The 16,301-nt window shown below is 60.7% G+C and carries 19 protein-coding genes; 8 read left to right on the top strand and 11 right to left on the bottom strand.

Annotated elements, in window-relative coordinates:
* Positions 1–22: 22 nt before the first annotated feature.
* Positions 23–784, bottom strand: a complete 762-nt coding sequence (locus tag ASC96_RS27745; protein WP_060506288.1) for an ABC transporter permease — start codon at positions 782–784, stop codon at positions 23–25.
* Positions 781–1,707 (bottom strand): ABC transporter ATP-binding protein, encoded by a 927-nt coding sequence (locus ASC96_RS27740; RefSeq protein WP_060506287.1) that lies wholly within the window; start codon positions 1,705–1,707, stop codon positions 781–783. Before ASC96_RS27740 ends, ASC96_RS27745 begins: the two co-directional genes overlap by 4 nt.
* On the opposite strand from ASC96_RS27740, the gene ASC96_RS27735 reads away from it, so the two are divergent.
* Positions 1,697–1,954: a hypothetical protein gene (locus tag ASC96_RS27735; protein ID WP_060506286.1), complete on the top strand. Its 258-nt coding sequence runs from the start codon at positions 1,697–1,699 to the stop codon at positions 1,952–1,954. The genes ASC96_RS27740 and ASC96_RS27735 overlap by 11 nt on opposite strands.
* Complete coding sequence (locus ASC96_RS27730) at positions 1,914–2,981, top strand: cyclic nucleotide-gated ion channel (RefSeq protein WP_060506285.1); 1,068 nt, start codon at positions 1,914–1,916, stop codon at positions 2,979–2,981. The genes ASC96_RS27735 and ASC96_RS27730 overlap by 41 nt, the downstream gene beginning before the upstream one ends.
* 196 nt (positions 2,982–3,177) lie before the next feature.
* Here the strand turns inward: ASC96_RS27730 and ASC96_RS27725 are convergent, their stop codons facing one another.
* From ASC96_RS27725 to ASC96_RS27695, 7 genes are all read right to left on the bottom strand, one after another.
* Positions 3,178–3,564 carry a GFA family protein gene (locus tag ASC96_RS27725; protein ID WP_060506284.1) on the bottom strand — a complete coding sequence of 129 codons (387 nt, stop codon included), beginning with the start codon at positions 3,562–3,564 and terminating at the stop codon, positions 3,178–3,180.
* 108 nt (positions 3,565–3,672) lie between these two features.
* Positions 3,673–4,977, bottom strand: a complete 1,305-nt coding sequence (locus ASC96_RS27720; RefSeq protein WP_060506283.1) for an extensin family protein — start codon at positions 4,975–4,977, stop codon at positions 3,673–3,675.
* 219 nt (positions 4,978–5,196) lie between these two features.
* On the bottom strand, positions 5,197–5,643 hold the full coding sequence (locus ASC96_RS27715) for a DUF488 domain-containing protein (RefSeq protein ID WP_060506331.1): 447 nt from the start codon (positions 5,641–5,643) through the stop codon (positions 5,197–5,199).
* A gap of 34 nt (positions 5,644–5,677) precedes the next feature.
* A complete protein-coding gene (locus tag ASC96_RS27710) occupies positions 5,678–6,079 on the bottom strand; it encodes a VOC family protein (RefSeq protein WP_060506282.1) in 402 nt (133 codons plus the stop codon).
* Between the two features lie 157 nt (positions 6,080–6,236).
* A complete protein-coding gene (locus ASC96_RS27705; RefSeq protein WP_060506330.1) occupies positions 6,237–7,040 on the bottom strand; it encodes an endonuclease/exonuclease/phosphatase family protein in 804 nt (267 codons plus the stop codon).
* Between the two features lie 81 nt (positions 7,041–7,121).
* Positions 7,122–7,721, bottom strand: coding sequence for a Kazal-type serine protease inhibitor domain-containing protein (locus ASC96_RS27700; RefSeq protein ID WP_060506281.1), 600 nt, complete (start codon positions 7,719–7,721; stop codon positions 7,122–7,124).
* A 241-nt stretch (positions 7,722–7,962) separates the two neighbouring features.
* Positions 7,963–9,777, bottom strand: a complete 1,815-nt coding sequence (locus ASC96_RS27695) for a methyl-accepting chemotaxis protein (protein ID WP_060506280.1) — start codon at positions 9,775–9,777, stop codon at positions 7,963–7,965.
* 208 nt (positions 9,778–9,985) lie between these two features.
* Between ASC96_RS27695 and ASC96_RS27690 the strand changes: the two genes are divergently transcribed.
* The 5 genes from ASC96_RS27690 to ASC96_RS27670 all read left to right on the top strand — a co-directional run bounded on the left by ASC96_RS27690 (position 9,986) and on the right by ASC96_RS27670 (position 13,871).
* Positions 9,986–10,366 carry an acyl-CoA thioesterase gene (locus ASC96_RS27690; protein ID WP_060506279.1) on the top strand — a complete coding sequence of 127 codons (381 nt, stop codon included), beginning with the start codon at positions 9,986–9,988 and terminating at the stop codon, positions 10,364–10,366.
* Between the two features lie 25 nt (positions 10,367–10,391).
* A complete protein-coding gene (locus tag ASC96_RS27685; RefSeq protein WP_060506278.1) occupies positions 10,392–10,979 on the top strand; it encodes a hypothetical protein in 588 nt (195 codons plus the stop codon).
* 156 nt (positions 10,980–11,135) lie between these two features.
* Positions 11,136–12,104, top strand: a complete 969-nt coding sequence (locus ASC96_RS27680; protein WP_060506277.1) for an aliphatic sulfonate ABC transporter substrate-binding protein — start codon at positions 11,136–11,138, stop codon at positions 12,102–12,104.
* A gap of 88 nt (positions 12,105–12,192) precedes the next feature.
* Positions 12,193–12,972, top strand: coding sequence for an ABC transporter permease subunit (locus ASC96_RS27675; protein WP_060506276.1), 780 nt, complete (start codon positions 12,193–12,195; stop codon positions 12,970–12,972).
* Positions 12,973–13,004: 32 nt separating this feature from the next.
* Positions 13,005–13,871, top strand: a complete 867-nt coding sequence (locus ASC96_RS27670; RefSeq protein WP_082512286.1) for an ATP-binding cassette domain-containing protein — start codon at positions 13,005–13,007, stop codon at positions 13,869–13,871.
* Positions 13,872–13,874: 3 nt separating this feature from the next.
* On the opposite strand, the gene ASC96_RS27665 is transcribed toward ASC96_RS27670, so the two are convergent.
* On the bottom strand, positions 13,875–14,660 hold the full coding sequence (locus tag ASC96_RS27665) for a hypothetical protein (protein WP_200954904.1): 786 nt from the start codon (positions 14,658–14,660) through the stop codon (positions 13,875–13,877).
* A 215-nt stretch (positions 14,661–14,875) separates the two neighbouring features.
* Here ASC96_RS27665 and ASC96_RS27660 point away from each other — a divergent pair, with 215 nt between their 5' ends.
* Positions 14,876–15,760: an RDD family protein gene (locus tag ASC96_RS27660; protein WP_060506275.1), complete on the top strand. Its 885-nt coding sequence runs from the start codon at positions 14,876–14,878 to the stop codon at positions 15,758–15,760.
* Here ASC96_RS27660 and ASC96_RS27655 read toward each other — a convergent pair.
* Positions 15,750–16,103 (bottom strand): DMT family protein, encoded by a 354-nt coding sequence (locus tag ASC96_RS27655; protein ID WP_060506327.1) that lies wholly within the window; start codon positions 16,101–16,103, stop codon positions 15,750–15,752. The genes ASC96_RS27660 and ASC96_RS27655 overlap by 11 nt on opposite strands.
* Positions 16,104–16,301: the final 198 nt, after the last annotated feature.

The following is a 16,301-nucleotide window of genomic DNA, read 5'->3' as shown; positions in this document are numbered from 1 at the left end:
CCCGCAGGGCGAGGGTCGTCCGTCAGTTCCGCAACCGGTACCCCGTCTTGAAGATCCACGTCAGCAAGCCCATCAGCACCGCCAGGAAGCCGACGATGATGGCAAAGCTGATCACCGGATTGACGTCGGCGATTTCGAAGAAGCTCCAGCGAAAACCGCTGATCAGATAGAGAACCGGGTTGAAATGGCTGACCGCCTGCCAGAAGGGCGGCAGCATGTTGACCGAATAGAAGCTGCCGCCAAGGAAGACCAGCGGCGGGATGACCAGCATCGGAATGAGATTGAGCTGTTCGAAATCCTTGGCCCAGATGCCGATGATGAAGCCGAACAGGCTGAAGGTGACGGCGGTCAGCACGAAAAACAGCAGCATCACGAAGGGATGGGCGATCGACAGATCGACGAACAGCGAGGCCGTCCCCAATATGATGATGCCGATCATCATGCCCTTGGTCGCCGCCGCCCCGACATAGCCAAGTACGATTTCCGTCATCGATACCGGCGAGGACAAGATCTCGTAGACCGTACCGGTGAATTTCGGGAAATAGATACCGAAGGAACCATTGCCGATACACTGGGTGAGCAATGTCAGCATGATCAGTCCCGGCGTGATGAAGGCGCCATAGGAAACCCCGTCGATCTCCTGGATGCGCGATCCGACGGCGGCGCCGAACACGATGAAATAGAGCGAGGTGGAAATGACCGGCGAAACGACGCTCTGCAAAAGCGTGCGGCGTGTGCGCGCCATCTCGAAGAAATAGATCGACTTGACCGCTTCGAGGTTCATGCCTTTGCTCCCACCAGTTCAACGAAAATGTCCTCGAGCGAACTCTGCCGCGTCGAGATGTCCTTGAGCCGGATACCCGCTTCGGCCAGCGCCGTCAAAAGCGTGGTGATACCGGTCCGCTCACCGGATGAATCGTAATCGTAGATCAGGCTGTGACCGCTGTCCTCGACCGTCAGGTCATAGGACGCAAGTGTCTCAGGGATGGCAGACACAGGCTCCTGCAGCTCGATGCGCAACTCCTTGCGGCCGAGTTTCTTCATCAGGTCCTTCTTTTGCTCGATCAGAAGGATCTTGCCGCCATTGATGACGCCGACGCGGTCGGCAATCTCTTCGGCCTCTTCGATATAGTGCGTCGTCAAGATGATCGTCACGCCGGTTTCCCGCAGCTTCTCGACCACCTTCCACATGTCCTTGCGCAGGTTGACGTCGACGCCCGCCGTCGGCTCATCGAGGAACAGAACGCGCGGCTCGTGGCTCAGCGCCTTGGCGATCAGCACCCGCCGTTTCATGCCGCCGGAAAGCTCGCGCAGCATGTTGTCCTTCTTGTCGAACAGCGACAGATCCTTCAGCACCTTTTCGATATGGGCCGGATCCGGCTTCTTGCCATGCAGCCCACGCGAAAACGACACCGTGTTCCATACTGTTTCGAACTGGTCGGTCGTCAATTCCTGCGGCACCAACCCGATCATCGCCCGGGTGACGCGAAAATCCTTGACCACGTTGTGACCACCGACCAGCACCGTACCACTGGTCGGATTGACGATCCCGCAGATGATCGAGATCAACGTCGTCTTGCCGGCGCCATTCGGCCCCAGCAATGCCAGGATTTCGCCTTCCTCGATATCGAGACTGACATCTTTCAGCGCCTGAAAGCCGGACGCATAGGTTTTCACCAGATTGGAAACGGAAACGATGGGCGCCATGAAATATGTTCCGGGGGATGTGAGGCGGAAAGAGATGCTCTATATGGGGTGTTCCTTCGAAAATTTCAGCCGCAAAATCGAGAAAAACCAAAAACAGATCGTCACGCGTTTCAGCGATTCGGAATTGGCTGTAGCGGCCGCCCCTTTGCGCTTCGCCGGAGGCATTCTATTCTTCCTGCGGGGTGACGTAGCGCTCGGGGGATCGAATGCCGGCAATGTCTTTCTCAAAAACATCCGCGCTGTTTAACGTGCTCTTGGCGATGACCGGTCTTGTGGCCATCGCCGCGCTCACCACGCCAACCGTGCAGGGGCACGTGCGCTTCGCACTCGAGATGCTGCTGGCCGGAATCTGGACGATCTACGGCCTGCAATTGCTTGCAACCCTCATGCTGCGGCAGGCAACCGGCGTCCACGACGCGATACCGGCAATCGCGATCGATGTTCTCGCTGTCCTGCTGCCGCTTTTGGCGTTCCTGTTCGTGGGCCGCCGCGACCAGAGCCTCTATTGCGCCATCTGGCTGCTGAAGCCCCTGCGCCAATCGACGTTTTTCCGGATGATGGGCAGGGTGATCTCCAACGAGGCGCGAAACCTGATCGGGGTGACCTCGGTTTTCGGCATCCTGCTGTTTGCCGCATCGCTGGCAGCCTACCTGCTCGAGCGTGACGTCCAGCCGGACAGATTCGGCAGCATACCGCAGGCGATGTGGTGGGCTGTGGCGACACTGTCCACCACTGGCTATGGCGACGAAATCCCGCAAAGCCTTGCCGGACGTATCCTGGGCGGACTGGTGATGATGAGCGGCATCGGCATTTTCGCGCTCTGGGCCGGCATCCTCGCTACCGGCTTTTATGAAGAAGTCCGCCGCCAGGATTTCGTCCGCAATTGGCAGCTGGTAGCCGCGGTCCCCTTGTTCCAAAAACTTGGCCCCGCCGCTCTGGTCGAGGTCGTGCGCGCGCTGCGCCCGCGTATCGTGCCGGCCGGCGCCATCATCTGCCGCAAGGGCGACAGGGGCGACCAGATGTATTTCATTGTCGAGGGAAGCGTCGTGGTCGCCACGGCCAATCCGGTGGAAATCGGCGCAGGCAGCTTCTTTGGCGAGATGGCGCTGATCACCGGCGAACCGCGCTCGGCCACGGTCACCGCGGCAACCGAAGTCTCGCTGCTGTCGCTCTATTCGGTGGATTTCCAGATGATGTCGACGAACAGTCCGGAGATCGCTGAAATCATCCGCCGCACAGCCCTCGAACGGCGCAGCGCAGTCCATGGCGGCTGAAACAACGCTGCCGCGGCGGCCGGGAACATTTCCGCCTCTGTCATGAAACCGTGATGGACTCACGCCATGTTCGCGGCGTGGGACACAGACGATGACAGTGATTTGCAAGAACCTCCGGCAGTCCCCTCTTCGGTAAGGTTCATTTTAGGCCGGTTTCGACCGGCCATTTTTTTTGCGCCACCGGCCGAAACGGCAGCTAACCCACCGCCGGGATTTTCCACCAGCCTGGATGCACATCCTCGAACGAATGCGCAAGAGGGCGTAGCTCCTCGACATCCTGCACATCGAAACTGCCAGTGACCAGTGCAATCACCGGCTCATCATCGACGGCACCCAGCGTGCTACCGCATGCTGGGCAAAAGGAGCGGCTGGAATAATCGGACGAACGGTAGACGGCCGGCCTCCCGCCCTCGCCGGTCCATTCGACGGCCTCGCGCGGAAACTCCACCCAGCAAAGCGTCTGCGCACCGGAATGCCGCTGGCAGTTTTCACACGAGCAAGTGTGCGGGTTGCCGGGTATACCGGTTGCCCTGAAACGGATGCTTCCACACAGGCAACCGCCGAGATAGGTTCTGGTTTCCATTGAGACTCCCCGTTTTCGTCCGCGCGAAACCGAAAAAAATCGCCTTCAACCCAGCATAGCAAGGGGATTACCGTAAACCGGGTGTCCTTGGCTGTGCACGCCTTCAAATCAATCGCAGTGCCGGTAGCCGGATTTGCGTTCTCTGAGGTCGAAATGGAAATGATCCTTGTGCTGCGGATCGCTACCGGGACCAAGCACGGTGTTGAAATATTTGCAGCTGTCGCTGCGTACCGCCTTCAGCAGGCCCTTTTCACGGAAGGCGAAAAATCCCGGCTTGCGCACGTCGATTTCCTTGCCGGAATTCAGCACGAACTTGCCGACATCGATGGCGTTACCATGCGCATGTTCCGACATCGGATTGCCGCGCTTGGAATTCATCGTCCGGCAGGAGTAGCCACCGAGCGGCTTGATCGTCTTGATGCCGGAGAGGTAGCGGTAGCGGGCCGATGGGGCCAGTTCGTTCTTCACCCATTTGGCAAAGGCTTCCGTCACCTCGCAGTTGAGCTTGACGGCCGGCTTGATGTCGATACCGCCGGAAAGGCCGGTCAATTGGATTGGGTAGTCGATGCCGCAGGCCCGGCCGTTGGAAATGCGTGGAATATCGGTGAATTCGACCCTGAGCTTCTTCAGCCGTTGGCGGCAGGCGACTTCCGAAGCCGGCATCCGGCCGGTGAAATCAGGCTCGGATTCGGACAGCGGATTGCCGGCACGTGGCAGGAAAGCCACCTGCTGCTCTTCCTGCGTCTGCTGTTTGCGCAGCATGACGCGCTGCTGCTGATCGAGAAACTGTGCCTTGCGCGCCTCCTCGGCGGCCTGTTTTTCGGCGCTGAGCGGCGGCAGGTCGGGATCATAGCCCGGATCGACGGATGCCACCTGGACGGCCTGCGGCCCACCCAGCTGCTGCACGCTGTCGCCGCCGATGCCGCCAACCACCGGCTGGCTGGCATTGCCTTCGGCGATCTCATTGTCTCTGGCGATCTCGTTGCCCCGGCCATAATCGCGGTTCTGCTCCTCGGCCAAGCCGACAACCGGTGTCGAAGCGGTTTCGACGCCCATCATCGCATCCATGTTGACGCCCTCGGCAGGCACCGTCATCGGCTGCGTACTGGCAACGGCCAGCGGCTGCTGCGCCGGGTCGCTGTCGATCATCGGCAGGCGTTGGCCCTGCACCCGCGGATCGGCAGGGACGGCATCGTCCGAGTTTTCAGAAAAGGTGGTGACCGGCGTATTGGCTGCAGGATACGGATTTTCCCGCGAGCCGCGCGCATGACGATTGGCGGGCTCGATGGCGCTCACCCGCGCAGAGGAATCAATTCGGCCCGGCGGGGTCAGATCATCCGTCGAACAGGCGGTCAGCGACACAGACAGCAGAAAAACTGCCGCCGGCCGCCGGAAAAGGGAAACATACGCCATACTCACTTGCCGCCTCTACCGATGACGGTGCCTCGAAACGCACCATCGCACCCGCCCGGTCCCTGCGGAAAATCTGCGGGCAGCCTGTGTCGAAAGGCGGGCGCAGGACGAGAAAGACCGGAACTGAAGCGGATTTTATGCAAACAGGGTAAACGAAGGCTTTCGAAGATATCCCCGGTTATGGGCGTTGCCGCCGGTGCCAGGGATTACCCAGGCCGCTTAGAGATGCCTGACAGTCAGCTTGCCGCCCCACTTGCCGTCGAGATAATCGCAGACGAGTTGCCGGTGGCAGTGATGCGGCTTGGCTTCCGAACAGAGCAGGCAGCTGCCGGCAAACGAGGAAGGGGTAAGCCGTGTCTCGATCTGACGCTCGGCCATCAGGTCCATGAACTGGTGACGCAGCGTGTTCCAGTCGCCGTCCTTCTTCTTCCTGAAGGACGTCAGGATGTCTTCTGTCGGAGCCAGCAGCGGTTGATGCACGTAGTCAGCGCCGCAGAGCTCCTTCAGGAAATATGGCAGGTCGGCAGCCTTGGCGAAACCAGCAAGCTGCGAGGTGTTGTGAAGCCGGATATCGATCACCTTCTTCACACCGGCCTGCCGGATACGGCCAAAGAAATCCGCCGCAGTGCTATGGGTAAACCCGATCGTGGTTACATCGATATGCATCTGCCGCAGCTCCTTCACCCGATTGCCTGCCGGCTCAGACGGCGCTCATGTCCATCCACACCAGTTCGAACATATGACCATCAGGGTCTTCGACGGCACGGTTATACATGAAACCGCTGTCCTCTGGCGCGCGAATATCGGCTTTGCCTCCGGCAGCTGCGCCCGCCTCGACCAGTCTGTCGACGTCTTTGCGGCTGTCGATCGACAAGGCCAAGAGCACCTCGGTCGTCTGATGCGCGTCGGCCAGCGGTTTTGGCGTGTAGGTCGCGAAATAAGCCGGCGTTGCCAGCTGGAAGGTAATCGTCTCCGACCAGACCATGCTGGCGGACGTCTGGTCGCTGAACTGTTCGTTCTTTTCGCATCCGATCGCCTGATAAAAGCGGGTGGCCTTGGCCAGATCGGCAACCGGCATATTAACGAAAATCATCTTGGGCATTACGGCTCTCCTCGAGGCTCATTCGTTGCGCAGGCTCATGCCCACACCTCCACGACGAACGGTGCCGGCAGGAATCGACACCTGGCGCGAAAAAATTGAACCGGCCGGAGATTTTTTCAATCCGGCAACCAAACAGCTCTTGTCGAGAGGACGCGTCCTACCGCATTTCCAGCAGCAACGCGCGATGATCGGAAACCTCCGGCCTGGCCACGGCATCGAAGCGGATCACCTCGACATCCGGTGTCACCAGCATGTAGTCGGCAAAACGCCCCGGCTTTTCATAGTAGGAGGTGCGTGTGTCGGGATGTCCGCGCGATGTGATCAGGTCCGTCAGGCCAAGCTGGCCCAAAGCGCCGAACATCCGGCTGTCCGGCAAGACATTGAAATCACCGCACACGATCAGTCGCTCGTCGCGCCTCCAGACCCGTCCGATCAGCTCGATCAGTGCCTTGGTCTGCCCGTCACGCGCCGGCGTATCGCCCTTGCCCGCAACATCGCGCAGACCATGCATCTGCGCGATCGTCATTGAAAACCCGTCTTCATGGTTGAAAAGGCGAAGGCAATGAGCATTGCGGGCGCGCGGATGCGGCCCCCAACCATGAGGTGAAAACGCCCCATGCACAAAATCCTGCGCCTGGGCGATCACCGTCAGCGATGAGCGTATGAAGGTCGCGAGACCAAATTCCGAAGGCACGGCTCTGTCCCCGTCGAACAGGTCTCCCCGCGCGGTTGGGGCGAAAAAGCCGTCATGGCCTGGCAGCACGGCACGGATTTCATCGAACAGATTGGCCCGTTGTTGCAGTTCGACCCCGTGGTCCCGATAGGCCAGCCAGCCGGATGGAGACCCAGGCGTGCGTGCCACCTCCTGCAGGCAGATCACATCCGCATCGGCCTCGGTGAGATAGCGCATCAACGGCGCATGGAGCTGCCCACCCCAGGCGTTCAAGGAAACAATCCGCAGCACGGTCCACTCCAGCTGTCTTCAACACAAAACGAACCGCCCCAGCCGGAGCAGTCCGTTATCCCTGGCGTTACGCTCAGATCAGCGGCAATCGCCGTTGCCGATCACGCGAAACCCCTGCGCCTGCGCCGTGCAGGCGTTCGGGAATGTCTGTTCGCGCCGTCCTTGCCGGGCGCAGACCGGCGCAAACTCGCGGGTGCAGGCCTGAGGCCGGCGATCCGGATCGCGCGGCGGACGCATGCCGGAATCATCGACAGGCCGGTCGCTGCCGCGCGAGCATTCGCCGCGGCCGATGACACGGAACCCTTGGGCTTCGGCCATGCAGCTATTTGAAAATGTCTGCTCGCGCCGTCCCTGGCGGGCGCAGACCGGCGCATATTCGCGGGTGCAGACCTGGGGCCTGTCGCCGCCGAAATCAGGACGTTCAGGCCGGCATTCGCCTCGCCCGGTAATCCGGAAACCTTCCGCCCGCGCCTGGCAGGCATTTCCGAACGTCCGGCGATTGTTGCCGCGCTCACCGCAGACCGGATTATACTCCATCGTACACATTTGCGGCCTCGATGGTTCCGGGCGAGGATAGGGCCGCCCGCCGGGCTCATCGACGGCGACGGTGCATGCCGTCAGCAGTCCCAGCGCCATGAATGCCGCAAAACGGATTGCAACACGTTGAAAAACCGTCATTGGCAGTCCTCTCCCCTTTGGAACCCAGTATGCCGCTCCTGAACCGAACCGGCACCGTAACACATTGAACCACTGGATTATTCTGATGGGAAATAGCCCCGGGTCAAGCGCATCGTTACACCAACGACTGGAATCGCCCAAATCTCCAGATAGAAACAACGCATCACCACAACCGCCCAAAACAGAAAAAGCCCGCGTCCTTTCGAACGCGGGCAATCGGCATTTCCGTCTTTTTGAAAGTTCAGGCAGCGCGGCTGTAGCCCGTCTGCCTGTTGTCCGTGGAAAGGCGGAAGGTCTGCAGCAGGCTCTTCAGCTCGCGGCTCTCCTGCGCTAAAGTCTGGCTGGCGGCCGTCGTCTCCTCGACCATCGCGGCATTCTGCTGGGTCATCTGGTCCATGCTGTTGACGGCCGTATTGACCTCAGCAAGACCGGTCGCCTGTTCGCGGGCGGCGGTGGCGATCGAGGCGACATGTTCGTTCACCCGGTTGACCAGGCTTTCGATTTCCGTCAGCGCCTCGCCGGTCGAGCGCACCAGCGTCACGCCGGTCTCGACCTCGGTGGCGGAATTGCGGATCAGTTCCTTGATCTCCTTGGCGGCACCGGCCGAACGCTGCGCCAGCTCCCGCACTTCCTGCGCGACGACCGCAAACCCGCGGCCAGCCTCGCCTGCCCGTGCCGCCTCGACACCGGCATTCAGCGCCAGGAGGTTGGTCTGGAAGGCGATCTCATCGATAACGCCGATGATCTGGCTGATCTTGGAGGACGAGCCTTCGATACGCGTCATCGCGGCAATCGCGTTGCGGACGATATCGCCGGATTTCGCCGCACTGCCCTTGGTTTCGTTAACCATTTCGCGCGCCTCGGCCGCACGGTCGGATGCGCTTCTGACCGTCGAGGTGATCTCATCCAGTGCAGCCGCCGTCTCTTCAAGGGCGGCCGCTTGCTGCTCGGTGCGGCGCGACAGGTTGTTGGCGGCTTCGGAAATGTCGCCGGCACTGCCGTAAACCACTTCGGTCGACTGCGCGATCGACTGGATGACACCACGCAGCGCGGTCACAGCCGTGTTGAAATCCTCGCGCAGCTTGGAATATTCCGGGGCGATCCGGCCGATTTCCGCCGTCAGGTCGCCACTTGCCAGCTTTTCAAGCGCGCTGCCGACCGTCGTCATCGCGTCGGCCTGTGCCTGTGCGTTCGACAGTGAGCGGTGCTCGTTGCTCAGGCGCTCTTCGTCCAGCCGGGTCTGTTGCTCGGCCTCGCGGACACGAAGCCCGATGCGCTCCTTCACCGAATCCCGCAGCTCCACCAGCACAGCGGCCATCTGGCCGATCTCGTCCTTGCGGTCGTTTTCCGGAATGGCAGACGAGACATCCTCGTCGGCAATCGCCCGCATCGAAGTCTTCAGCCGCTCGATCGGGCCGACAACGCTGCGGACGATGGAGAAGGCGGCGAGCAGAATGACCAGTGCGGCAAAACCGCAAATCATCGCCACGCGGATCAGGCCGTCCTTGAACATGGCTGCGAGGTCATCGGCATAGACGCCGGTACCGACAATCCAGCCCCAGGGCGCAAATCCGGCCACATGCGAATATTTCAGCACCGGCTCGTCGGCACCGGGCTTCGGCCAATAATAATCGACGAAACCCTTGCCTTCTGCCGCAACCTTCTTGGCAAACTCGACGAAAATGTGTTTGCCCGTCGGGTCCTTGTTATCCGTCTGGTCGGTACCATTCAGCGCCGGCTTGATCGGATGCATGATCATCATGCTCTTCATGTCGGTGATGAAGAAATAGCCATTGCCCTGATAGCGCATAGCCTGGATCGCCTCGATCGCCCGCGCTTGCGCATCGGCCTTCGACAGCGTTCCCGCCTGTTCCTGCTTGTAGTAGGTATCGAACACGGAGACCGCGTTTTCATTCATCGCTTCGAGCATGGCCTTGCGCTGCGCCACCAGCTTGTCCTGCTCCTGGAACAGGCCAAGCGTCATGACGGCCGCCATGGTCAGAAGTGCCAACCCCACCAGTGCATAAAGACGCACCGAAATTCGGAAATGTTTCATTGAGCCCAGTCCCCCTCATATTGTCGAGGCACGATACCGGCCGGAATTTTCGAACTTCCTAACAAGCGACCACTAATATTGACAGGACGGACCTTACCGTTTGTTTACCATCATGGATGAGCGGCGCAGCCTTCAAGGTTATTTCCCGCCGGGGTCTTTTCCGATCCATCCGCATCGGGTTACATCAGGACAAACGGAGAGCGACACAATGGCCAAACCCAACGGCGACCTCACCCTGCGCACCCTGGCCATGCCAGGCGACGCCAATGCCGCCGGCGACATCTTCGGCGGCTGGGTCATGGCGCAGATGGACCTGTCCTGCGGTATCCGTGCCGCCGAGCGGGCGCGCGGGCGCGTCGTAACCGCCGCCGTCAAGGAAATGGCCTTCGAAATGCCGGTGAAGATCGGCGATACGCTCTGCATCTATACCGATGTCGTCAAGGTTGGCCGCACGTCGATGACGCTGAAGGTCGAGGCCTGGGCGCAGCGCTATCTCTCCGACCGGATGGATAAGGTCACCGATGCGCTGTTCGTCATGGTGGCTCTGGATGAGAACGGTCATCCGAAGCCTGTCCCGCCGGAAGCCTGACCCCGTTCTCACAAAGGCCTGAGCCATGGACCAGTCCGTCGATCCGCAAATTTTCTCCCATATCCGCGTCGTCATGGGCATGGTCATCAGCCTGTCGATGGCTCGGCTGCTGACGGGCCTGGCGCTGTTCGTCCAGCATCCCGGCAAGACAAAAATCTACTGGCTGCACCTCGGCTGGGTGCTGTTCATGTTCCTGTTCCTGATCTATTTCTGGTGGTGGGAATACCGGCTGCATTCCGTGCCTGTGATCGATTTCAGCGTCTATCTCTTCGTCATCGCCTATTGCTGCATCTTCTTCTTTCTCTGCGTGCTGCTCTTTCCCACCTCGATGGAGGACTACAGCGGCTACGAACACTATTTCATGTCGCGCCGCGCCTGGTTCTTCGGCTTCCTGGCGCTCGCCTACGCCCTCGATCTGGTCGACACCGCCGTCAAGGGTAAGGCCTATTTCCTGTCCTACGGGCTGGAATATCCGTTGCGAAATACCGTCTACATCGCACTGTGCCTCGTCGCCGCCATCACGCCCAACCGGCGTTTCCACGCAACCTTCCTGATCGCCGGGCTGACCTATCAGGTCGTCTGGATCTTTCGCGCCTTTGATCTGCTGGATTAAGCAACGGAAAAATCCGGCCGATTGTATTCCCGTCACGGAAAAGCGTTTCCCCGCACGATCAATCTACAAAATAAATAAACTCTATAATCATAATAGATTTATCTAGCATGATCCCTTCACGCGGAAATCGCTTTCGCCAACCAAAAGAGGGATCCAATGCTCACATTGACAAGACGCCTGTTCGGCGCAGGCCTTATCGCCACCAGCCTGTTTGCCGCCTCCGGCCTGCCTGTTACCGGATTGGCCGCCGCCGAACTGACCGAGTTCAAGATCGGTTATCAGAAGACCGGCCTGCCGGTCATCGCCCGCCAGCAGCAGATCATCGAAAAGGCGCTGGCGCCCAAAGGCGTCACCGTCTCCTGGGTCGAATTCACCGCAGGCCCGCCGCTGGTCGAAGCGCTGAATGTCGGCTCGATCAATGTCGGCTGGACCGGCGATGCGCCGCCCATTTTCGGCCAGGCCGCAGGCTCCGCCATCACCTATGTCGCGGCCCTCCCCTCCAACGGCGCCGGCGAAGCCATCTTCGTCAAGCCGGATTCATCCATCCAGTCGCTGGCCGATCTCAAGGGCAAGAAAGTCGGCGTCGGCAAGGGCACGTCCGCCCACAATCTTGTCGTCGCGGCACTCGAAAAAGCCGGCATCGATTTCAAGGACATCACCCCGGTCTATCTGAGCCCCGCCGATGCGGCAGCCGCTTTTGCCAGCGACAAGATCGACGCCTGGGCCGTCTGGGATCCCTTCTTCGCCATCGCCGAAACCCGCTACAAGCCGCGCATTTTGACAACATCGGCCGAGACCCTCAACGTCAAGACCTATTTCCTCGCCAATCGCGATTTCGCCAAGGACCATCCGGAAACGGTCACCACCACGATCGCCGCCCTGAAGGATGCTGCAGCCTGGGCCGATGCCAATCGCGGCAAGGTGGCGGAAGCACTGCATGAGGTGACGGGTGTGCCGCTTGAAGCCCAGACAATAGCTGCCAACCGCACCGTCTTCGGCGTCGAACCGATTACGCCGGAGATCGTCGCCAGCCAGCAGCAGACCGCCAATCGGTTCTTCAAGCTCGGCCTGATTCCCAAGCAGATCACCATCGCCGATGCGGTCTGGACGGCGCCGACAAACTGAGTTCCTCCCAGGGAAACCGCAAGCGTGCCGGTCGTCAATCCGGACCGGCACGCGAAAATGGCTAGCGACGAAACAGAAAGGGCAGAGGATGAAATCCACCGGTCAATCGATCCTGCGCAATGGCACAGGCTGGCTTCTGCCCGCCCTCATCGTTCTTGTTTGGGAAATTGCCGCCCGCACCGGGCTGATCTCGCCAAATGTCATGGCGGCCCCCTCCGCCGTTGCCGAGGCCTTCTGGCGCTTGCTTCTGTCGGGCGAACTCGTCCGCAATATTGGCGTCAGCACCGCCCGCGCCCTCTCCGGCTTTGCTATCGGCGGCTCGATCGGCCTGATCTTCGGCCTTGCCAATGGTCTTTCCGGCCTGTCACGCAACCTGACCGACACGACGCTACAGATGGTTCGCAACATTCCGCATCTGGCATTGATCCCGCTGGTCATCCTCTGGTTCGGCATTGATGAGGAAGCAAAGCTCTTCCTCGTGGCACTCGGCGTGTTCTTCCCGATCTATGTTAACACGCTGCTCGGCATCCAGAGCGTTGATCCGCAACTGGTCGAGATGGGCCGCGTCTACGGCATGTCGCGCACCACGCTGTTCTTCCGCGTCATCCTGCCCGGCGCCCTGCCCGCCATCTTCGTCGGCCTGCGGTATGCGTTGGGGATCATGTGGCTGACGCTGATCGTCGCCGAAACCATCGCCGCCTCCTCCGGCCTTGGCTACATGGCCATGCAGGCCCGCGAGTTTCTTTTGATCGATGTCGTCGTGCTGTCAATCCTGATCTACGCCCTGCTCGGCAAGCTCGCCGATAGTTTTGCCCGGCTGCTCGAGCGGCTGACATTGCAGTGGCATCCCGTCTTCCAGACTGCCTGATTTTTCGCGAAACGAAACACGGAGTACCGGAAATGTCCGTCATCACCCTCGATCAACAGACCAAACCGGCCCGTCCGGTCAAGGAAACGGCAGAGGCACGCGCGCTGCGTGAAACGCCGCCCGGCCAGTGGTTTCCCTATGCCGCACCAAAACCGCGCGACCAAGACAACCGCGACGTCGCCTTTTCCTTTCGTGGCGTCAGCCGCAAGTTCGGCGACAAGACCGTTCTCGACAACATCGATCTCGATGTCCCCGCCGGCCAGTTCATCGCCGTCATCGGAAAAAGTGGCTGTGGCAAGAGCACGCTGCTGCGGCTGCTGACCGGTCTCGACAAACCGACCTCCGGCACACTGACGCTCAACAAGGGCGCGGAAGGTGAAAACCGCACCCGCATCATGTTCCAGGAACCTCGTCTTCTGCCCTGGGCCAAGATCGCCAGGAATGTTGAGGTCGGCCTGACCGGTATCGCCAAGGGCGCGGAGGCCCGCGAAAAATCGCTCGCCATTCTGAGCGAGGTTGGCCTTGCCGACCGGGCCGAAGAATGGCCGTCTGTCCTGTCCGGCGGCCAGCGCCAGCGTGTGGCCCTTGCCCGTGCGCTTGTAGCGCACCCCTATATTCTGGCACTCGACGAGCCGCTCGGCGCGCTCGACGCGCTAACCCGCATCGAGATGCAGCATCTGCTCGAAAGCATCTGGCAGCAACAGACCTTCACAGCGGTTCTGGTCACCCATGATGTCGCCGAAGCCGTGGCGCTGGCCGACCGGGTCATCGTCATCGACCACGGCCGGATCGCGCTTGATTTCGATATCCCGCTTGAGCGCCCCCGCCGCCACGGTTCGCCGGAACTGGCGCGGCTGGAAGGAAAGATCCTCGATACGCTGTTCGGCGGCAGCGATTAATCGCTAGGCTCGGGCTTGGCGCAGAGCGGCGGCGACCTGCCTGCTGGCCCATTGAACACAGACGGATACGGCGGATGAGACAAGAAATGCGATCTCGGCATTCTGCCTGGGCAGTAGCCAGACGAGGCAAAGGCAAAAGGCCGCGAACGAAAAGCGTCCCAGCACCATGCCGCGCAGCAGCCGGACAACGAAATCGGGACCATAGGCCCGCTGCGATGACACCGACAGGATCAGCCCCAGCAGCGGAAAAACCGTCAGAACGCCGCTCCATTGCGCGCCCAGCGAAGCCGACAGGACCGTCACCGCCAGCGTCAGAACAGCACCGGCAACCATGCGCATGATCAGATCAAGCCGGGTGATCGTTATCACCTTGGCGGTGGCGTTCGTGCGCGGCAGAAATGTTTGCGCGCAGATGACGCCGAGCAGCGCCATACCGAGTGCAACGGCCGGCGTTCCGGGCAAGCTCGTCAGGCCGAGGGCGGCGATGAACCACGCGGCAAGCCCCATCACGGCGGCAATGCAATAATGATACCAGCGGCAGGTCCAGGCGTAGGCGAGGTTGAAGGCCTCAGACGCGAAGATCGCCGACAGGGCAGCCGCGGCAGCGCCCACCCCGAAAATCGGCCCTTGCTCCAGCACCAGCAGATAGAGGATAGGCCCTGCCACGATCGGCAGACCGGCAAGCCAGCCCGCCACTGCCGGCCCCCAGCGCACGGCCGCCATCGAAACGGCAAGCAAAAAGAAGGGTACCAAGGTCAGTTTCAAGAGCAACATGTCAGTCCCGTTCATTCCCGTCTGCATGTCCGATGGCTCGGCGCCCGGCGCATCACAGCCTTCAGCCTCGTCATCGAAGGACGGCGCCAAAACCAGACACGCGCAATGCGGTCGCGGCCCCAAAATGTCAATCCGCGAAAACTGCCTCCGAAAAGCCCATGGTGCCCATTGCCCGCCACCGGCAAGACGCCCTATGAACCCGGTCACACGGGATTGCTGAAAGGGAACCGATGACCGCTGTTACGCCTGGCACCACAACACGGCCACCGCGCCTTTTCTGGCGCCGCGCCGTCGCGTTTGTTGTCGATCTGGCGGTTTTCTACAGCATCCTGATGATGCTGGCGCTGCCGCTGCAGGCCGTCACGGGCTGGAATCTCGGTTTCTACATCGGACAATCGACGACATGCGAGGTCACCACCGACAGTCCGTTGATCGGAGAGGTCGAAGCAGGATGGCCACTGGCGGATGGCGAAACCCGAACAAACCAGATCTGTATCAATTCCAGCATCGGCATGCAGCAGCGCTTCTTCATATCGACGGTGACGAGATCCGCAGACGCAACAGGTTCCAGCCGCTTCGTATCGATAGAGATCGATGAGACTGGCAAGGCCATCCCGCTGGATATTTCCGGAGCGAGCACCGCATCGAACATCCTGCTCCAGCTGTTGTTCCTGGCGCTGTTCGTTCTGGCAACCGCCAGAATGACGGCGGCGGGCCGCAGGACGCCTGGAAAAGCCATTCTGTTCCTTCGCATCGTCGCTGCCAGGCAAGCAATCCCCTCCTTCAGGCAATGCCTGACGAGGGAGGTCTGGAAGTTCCTGCCGTCATGCCTTCTCGGCATCGCCGTCACCGTTCACGCCGCGCGCAACCTGCCCGGCGTGTCGACGCTGGCCTCCGGTGAGTTCGCCGATGTCGTCCGTGCCGCCCGCGACATGCAGCTGCCGGATTTCAGCGCCTTGCTGACCGTTGGCCTGATCGCGTGGCTGCTCGGCGCACTCTGGTGGTTCGGCCCGTTCATCCTCTGGCGCGGCCAGACCCTCTACGACCGCATCGTCGGTTGCTTCGTCATCCGCTCGGATGATGGTTCGGCGGCGGTTGAGGCTGTCAGCCTTTGAACACGAAGGCCGCGCCGCCGGCGATCATGCAGAAACCGATGGCATGGTTCCAGGTCAGCGATTCCTTCAGCCAAAACACCGAGAAACCAGCAAACACCACCAGCGTGATGACCTCCTGCATGGTCTTCAGCTGCGCCGCCGAATAGACCTCGTGGCCAATCCGGTTGGCCGGAACCGCCAGGCAATATTCGAAAAAGGCGATGCCCCAGCTGGCGATCACGGCCATGTAGAGCGGCGACGACGTATATTTCAGATGGCCGTACCAGGCGAAGGTCATGAAGACATTCGACAGGATGAGCAGCACGATCGGCAGCACGGCGGCCGTATTCAGCGAAAAAGGCATTTCGAATCCCTGGAAAGATGGGTTGGCGAGATGCGCAGCATGTACCGCCAATCCGCCACCATTCAAGCCGGGACCGCCCGCCGCCACACAGAAAACCGGCCGGACCGGACCTCGCGAACAATCCTGTCAGAAACTGGCAGTAGCCCACCTCCCCGTTGCCTTTTTGTACTCCTCTCCCCTTCACTTTCCGCCGGACTC

This window comes from Rhizobium sp. Root1204 (genome assembly GCF_001424965.1).
Classification (GTDB): Bacteria; Pseudomonadota; Alphaproteobacteria; order Rhizobiales; family Rhizobiaceae; genus Pararhizobium.
This window is presented reverse-complemented; position numbering and strand designations above follow the sequence as displayed.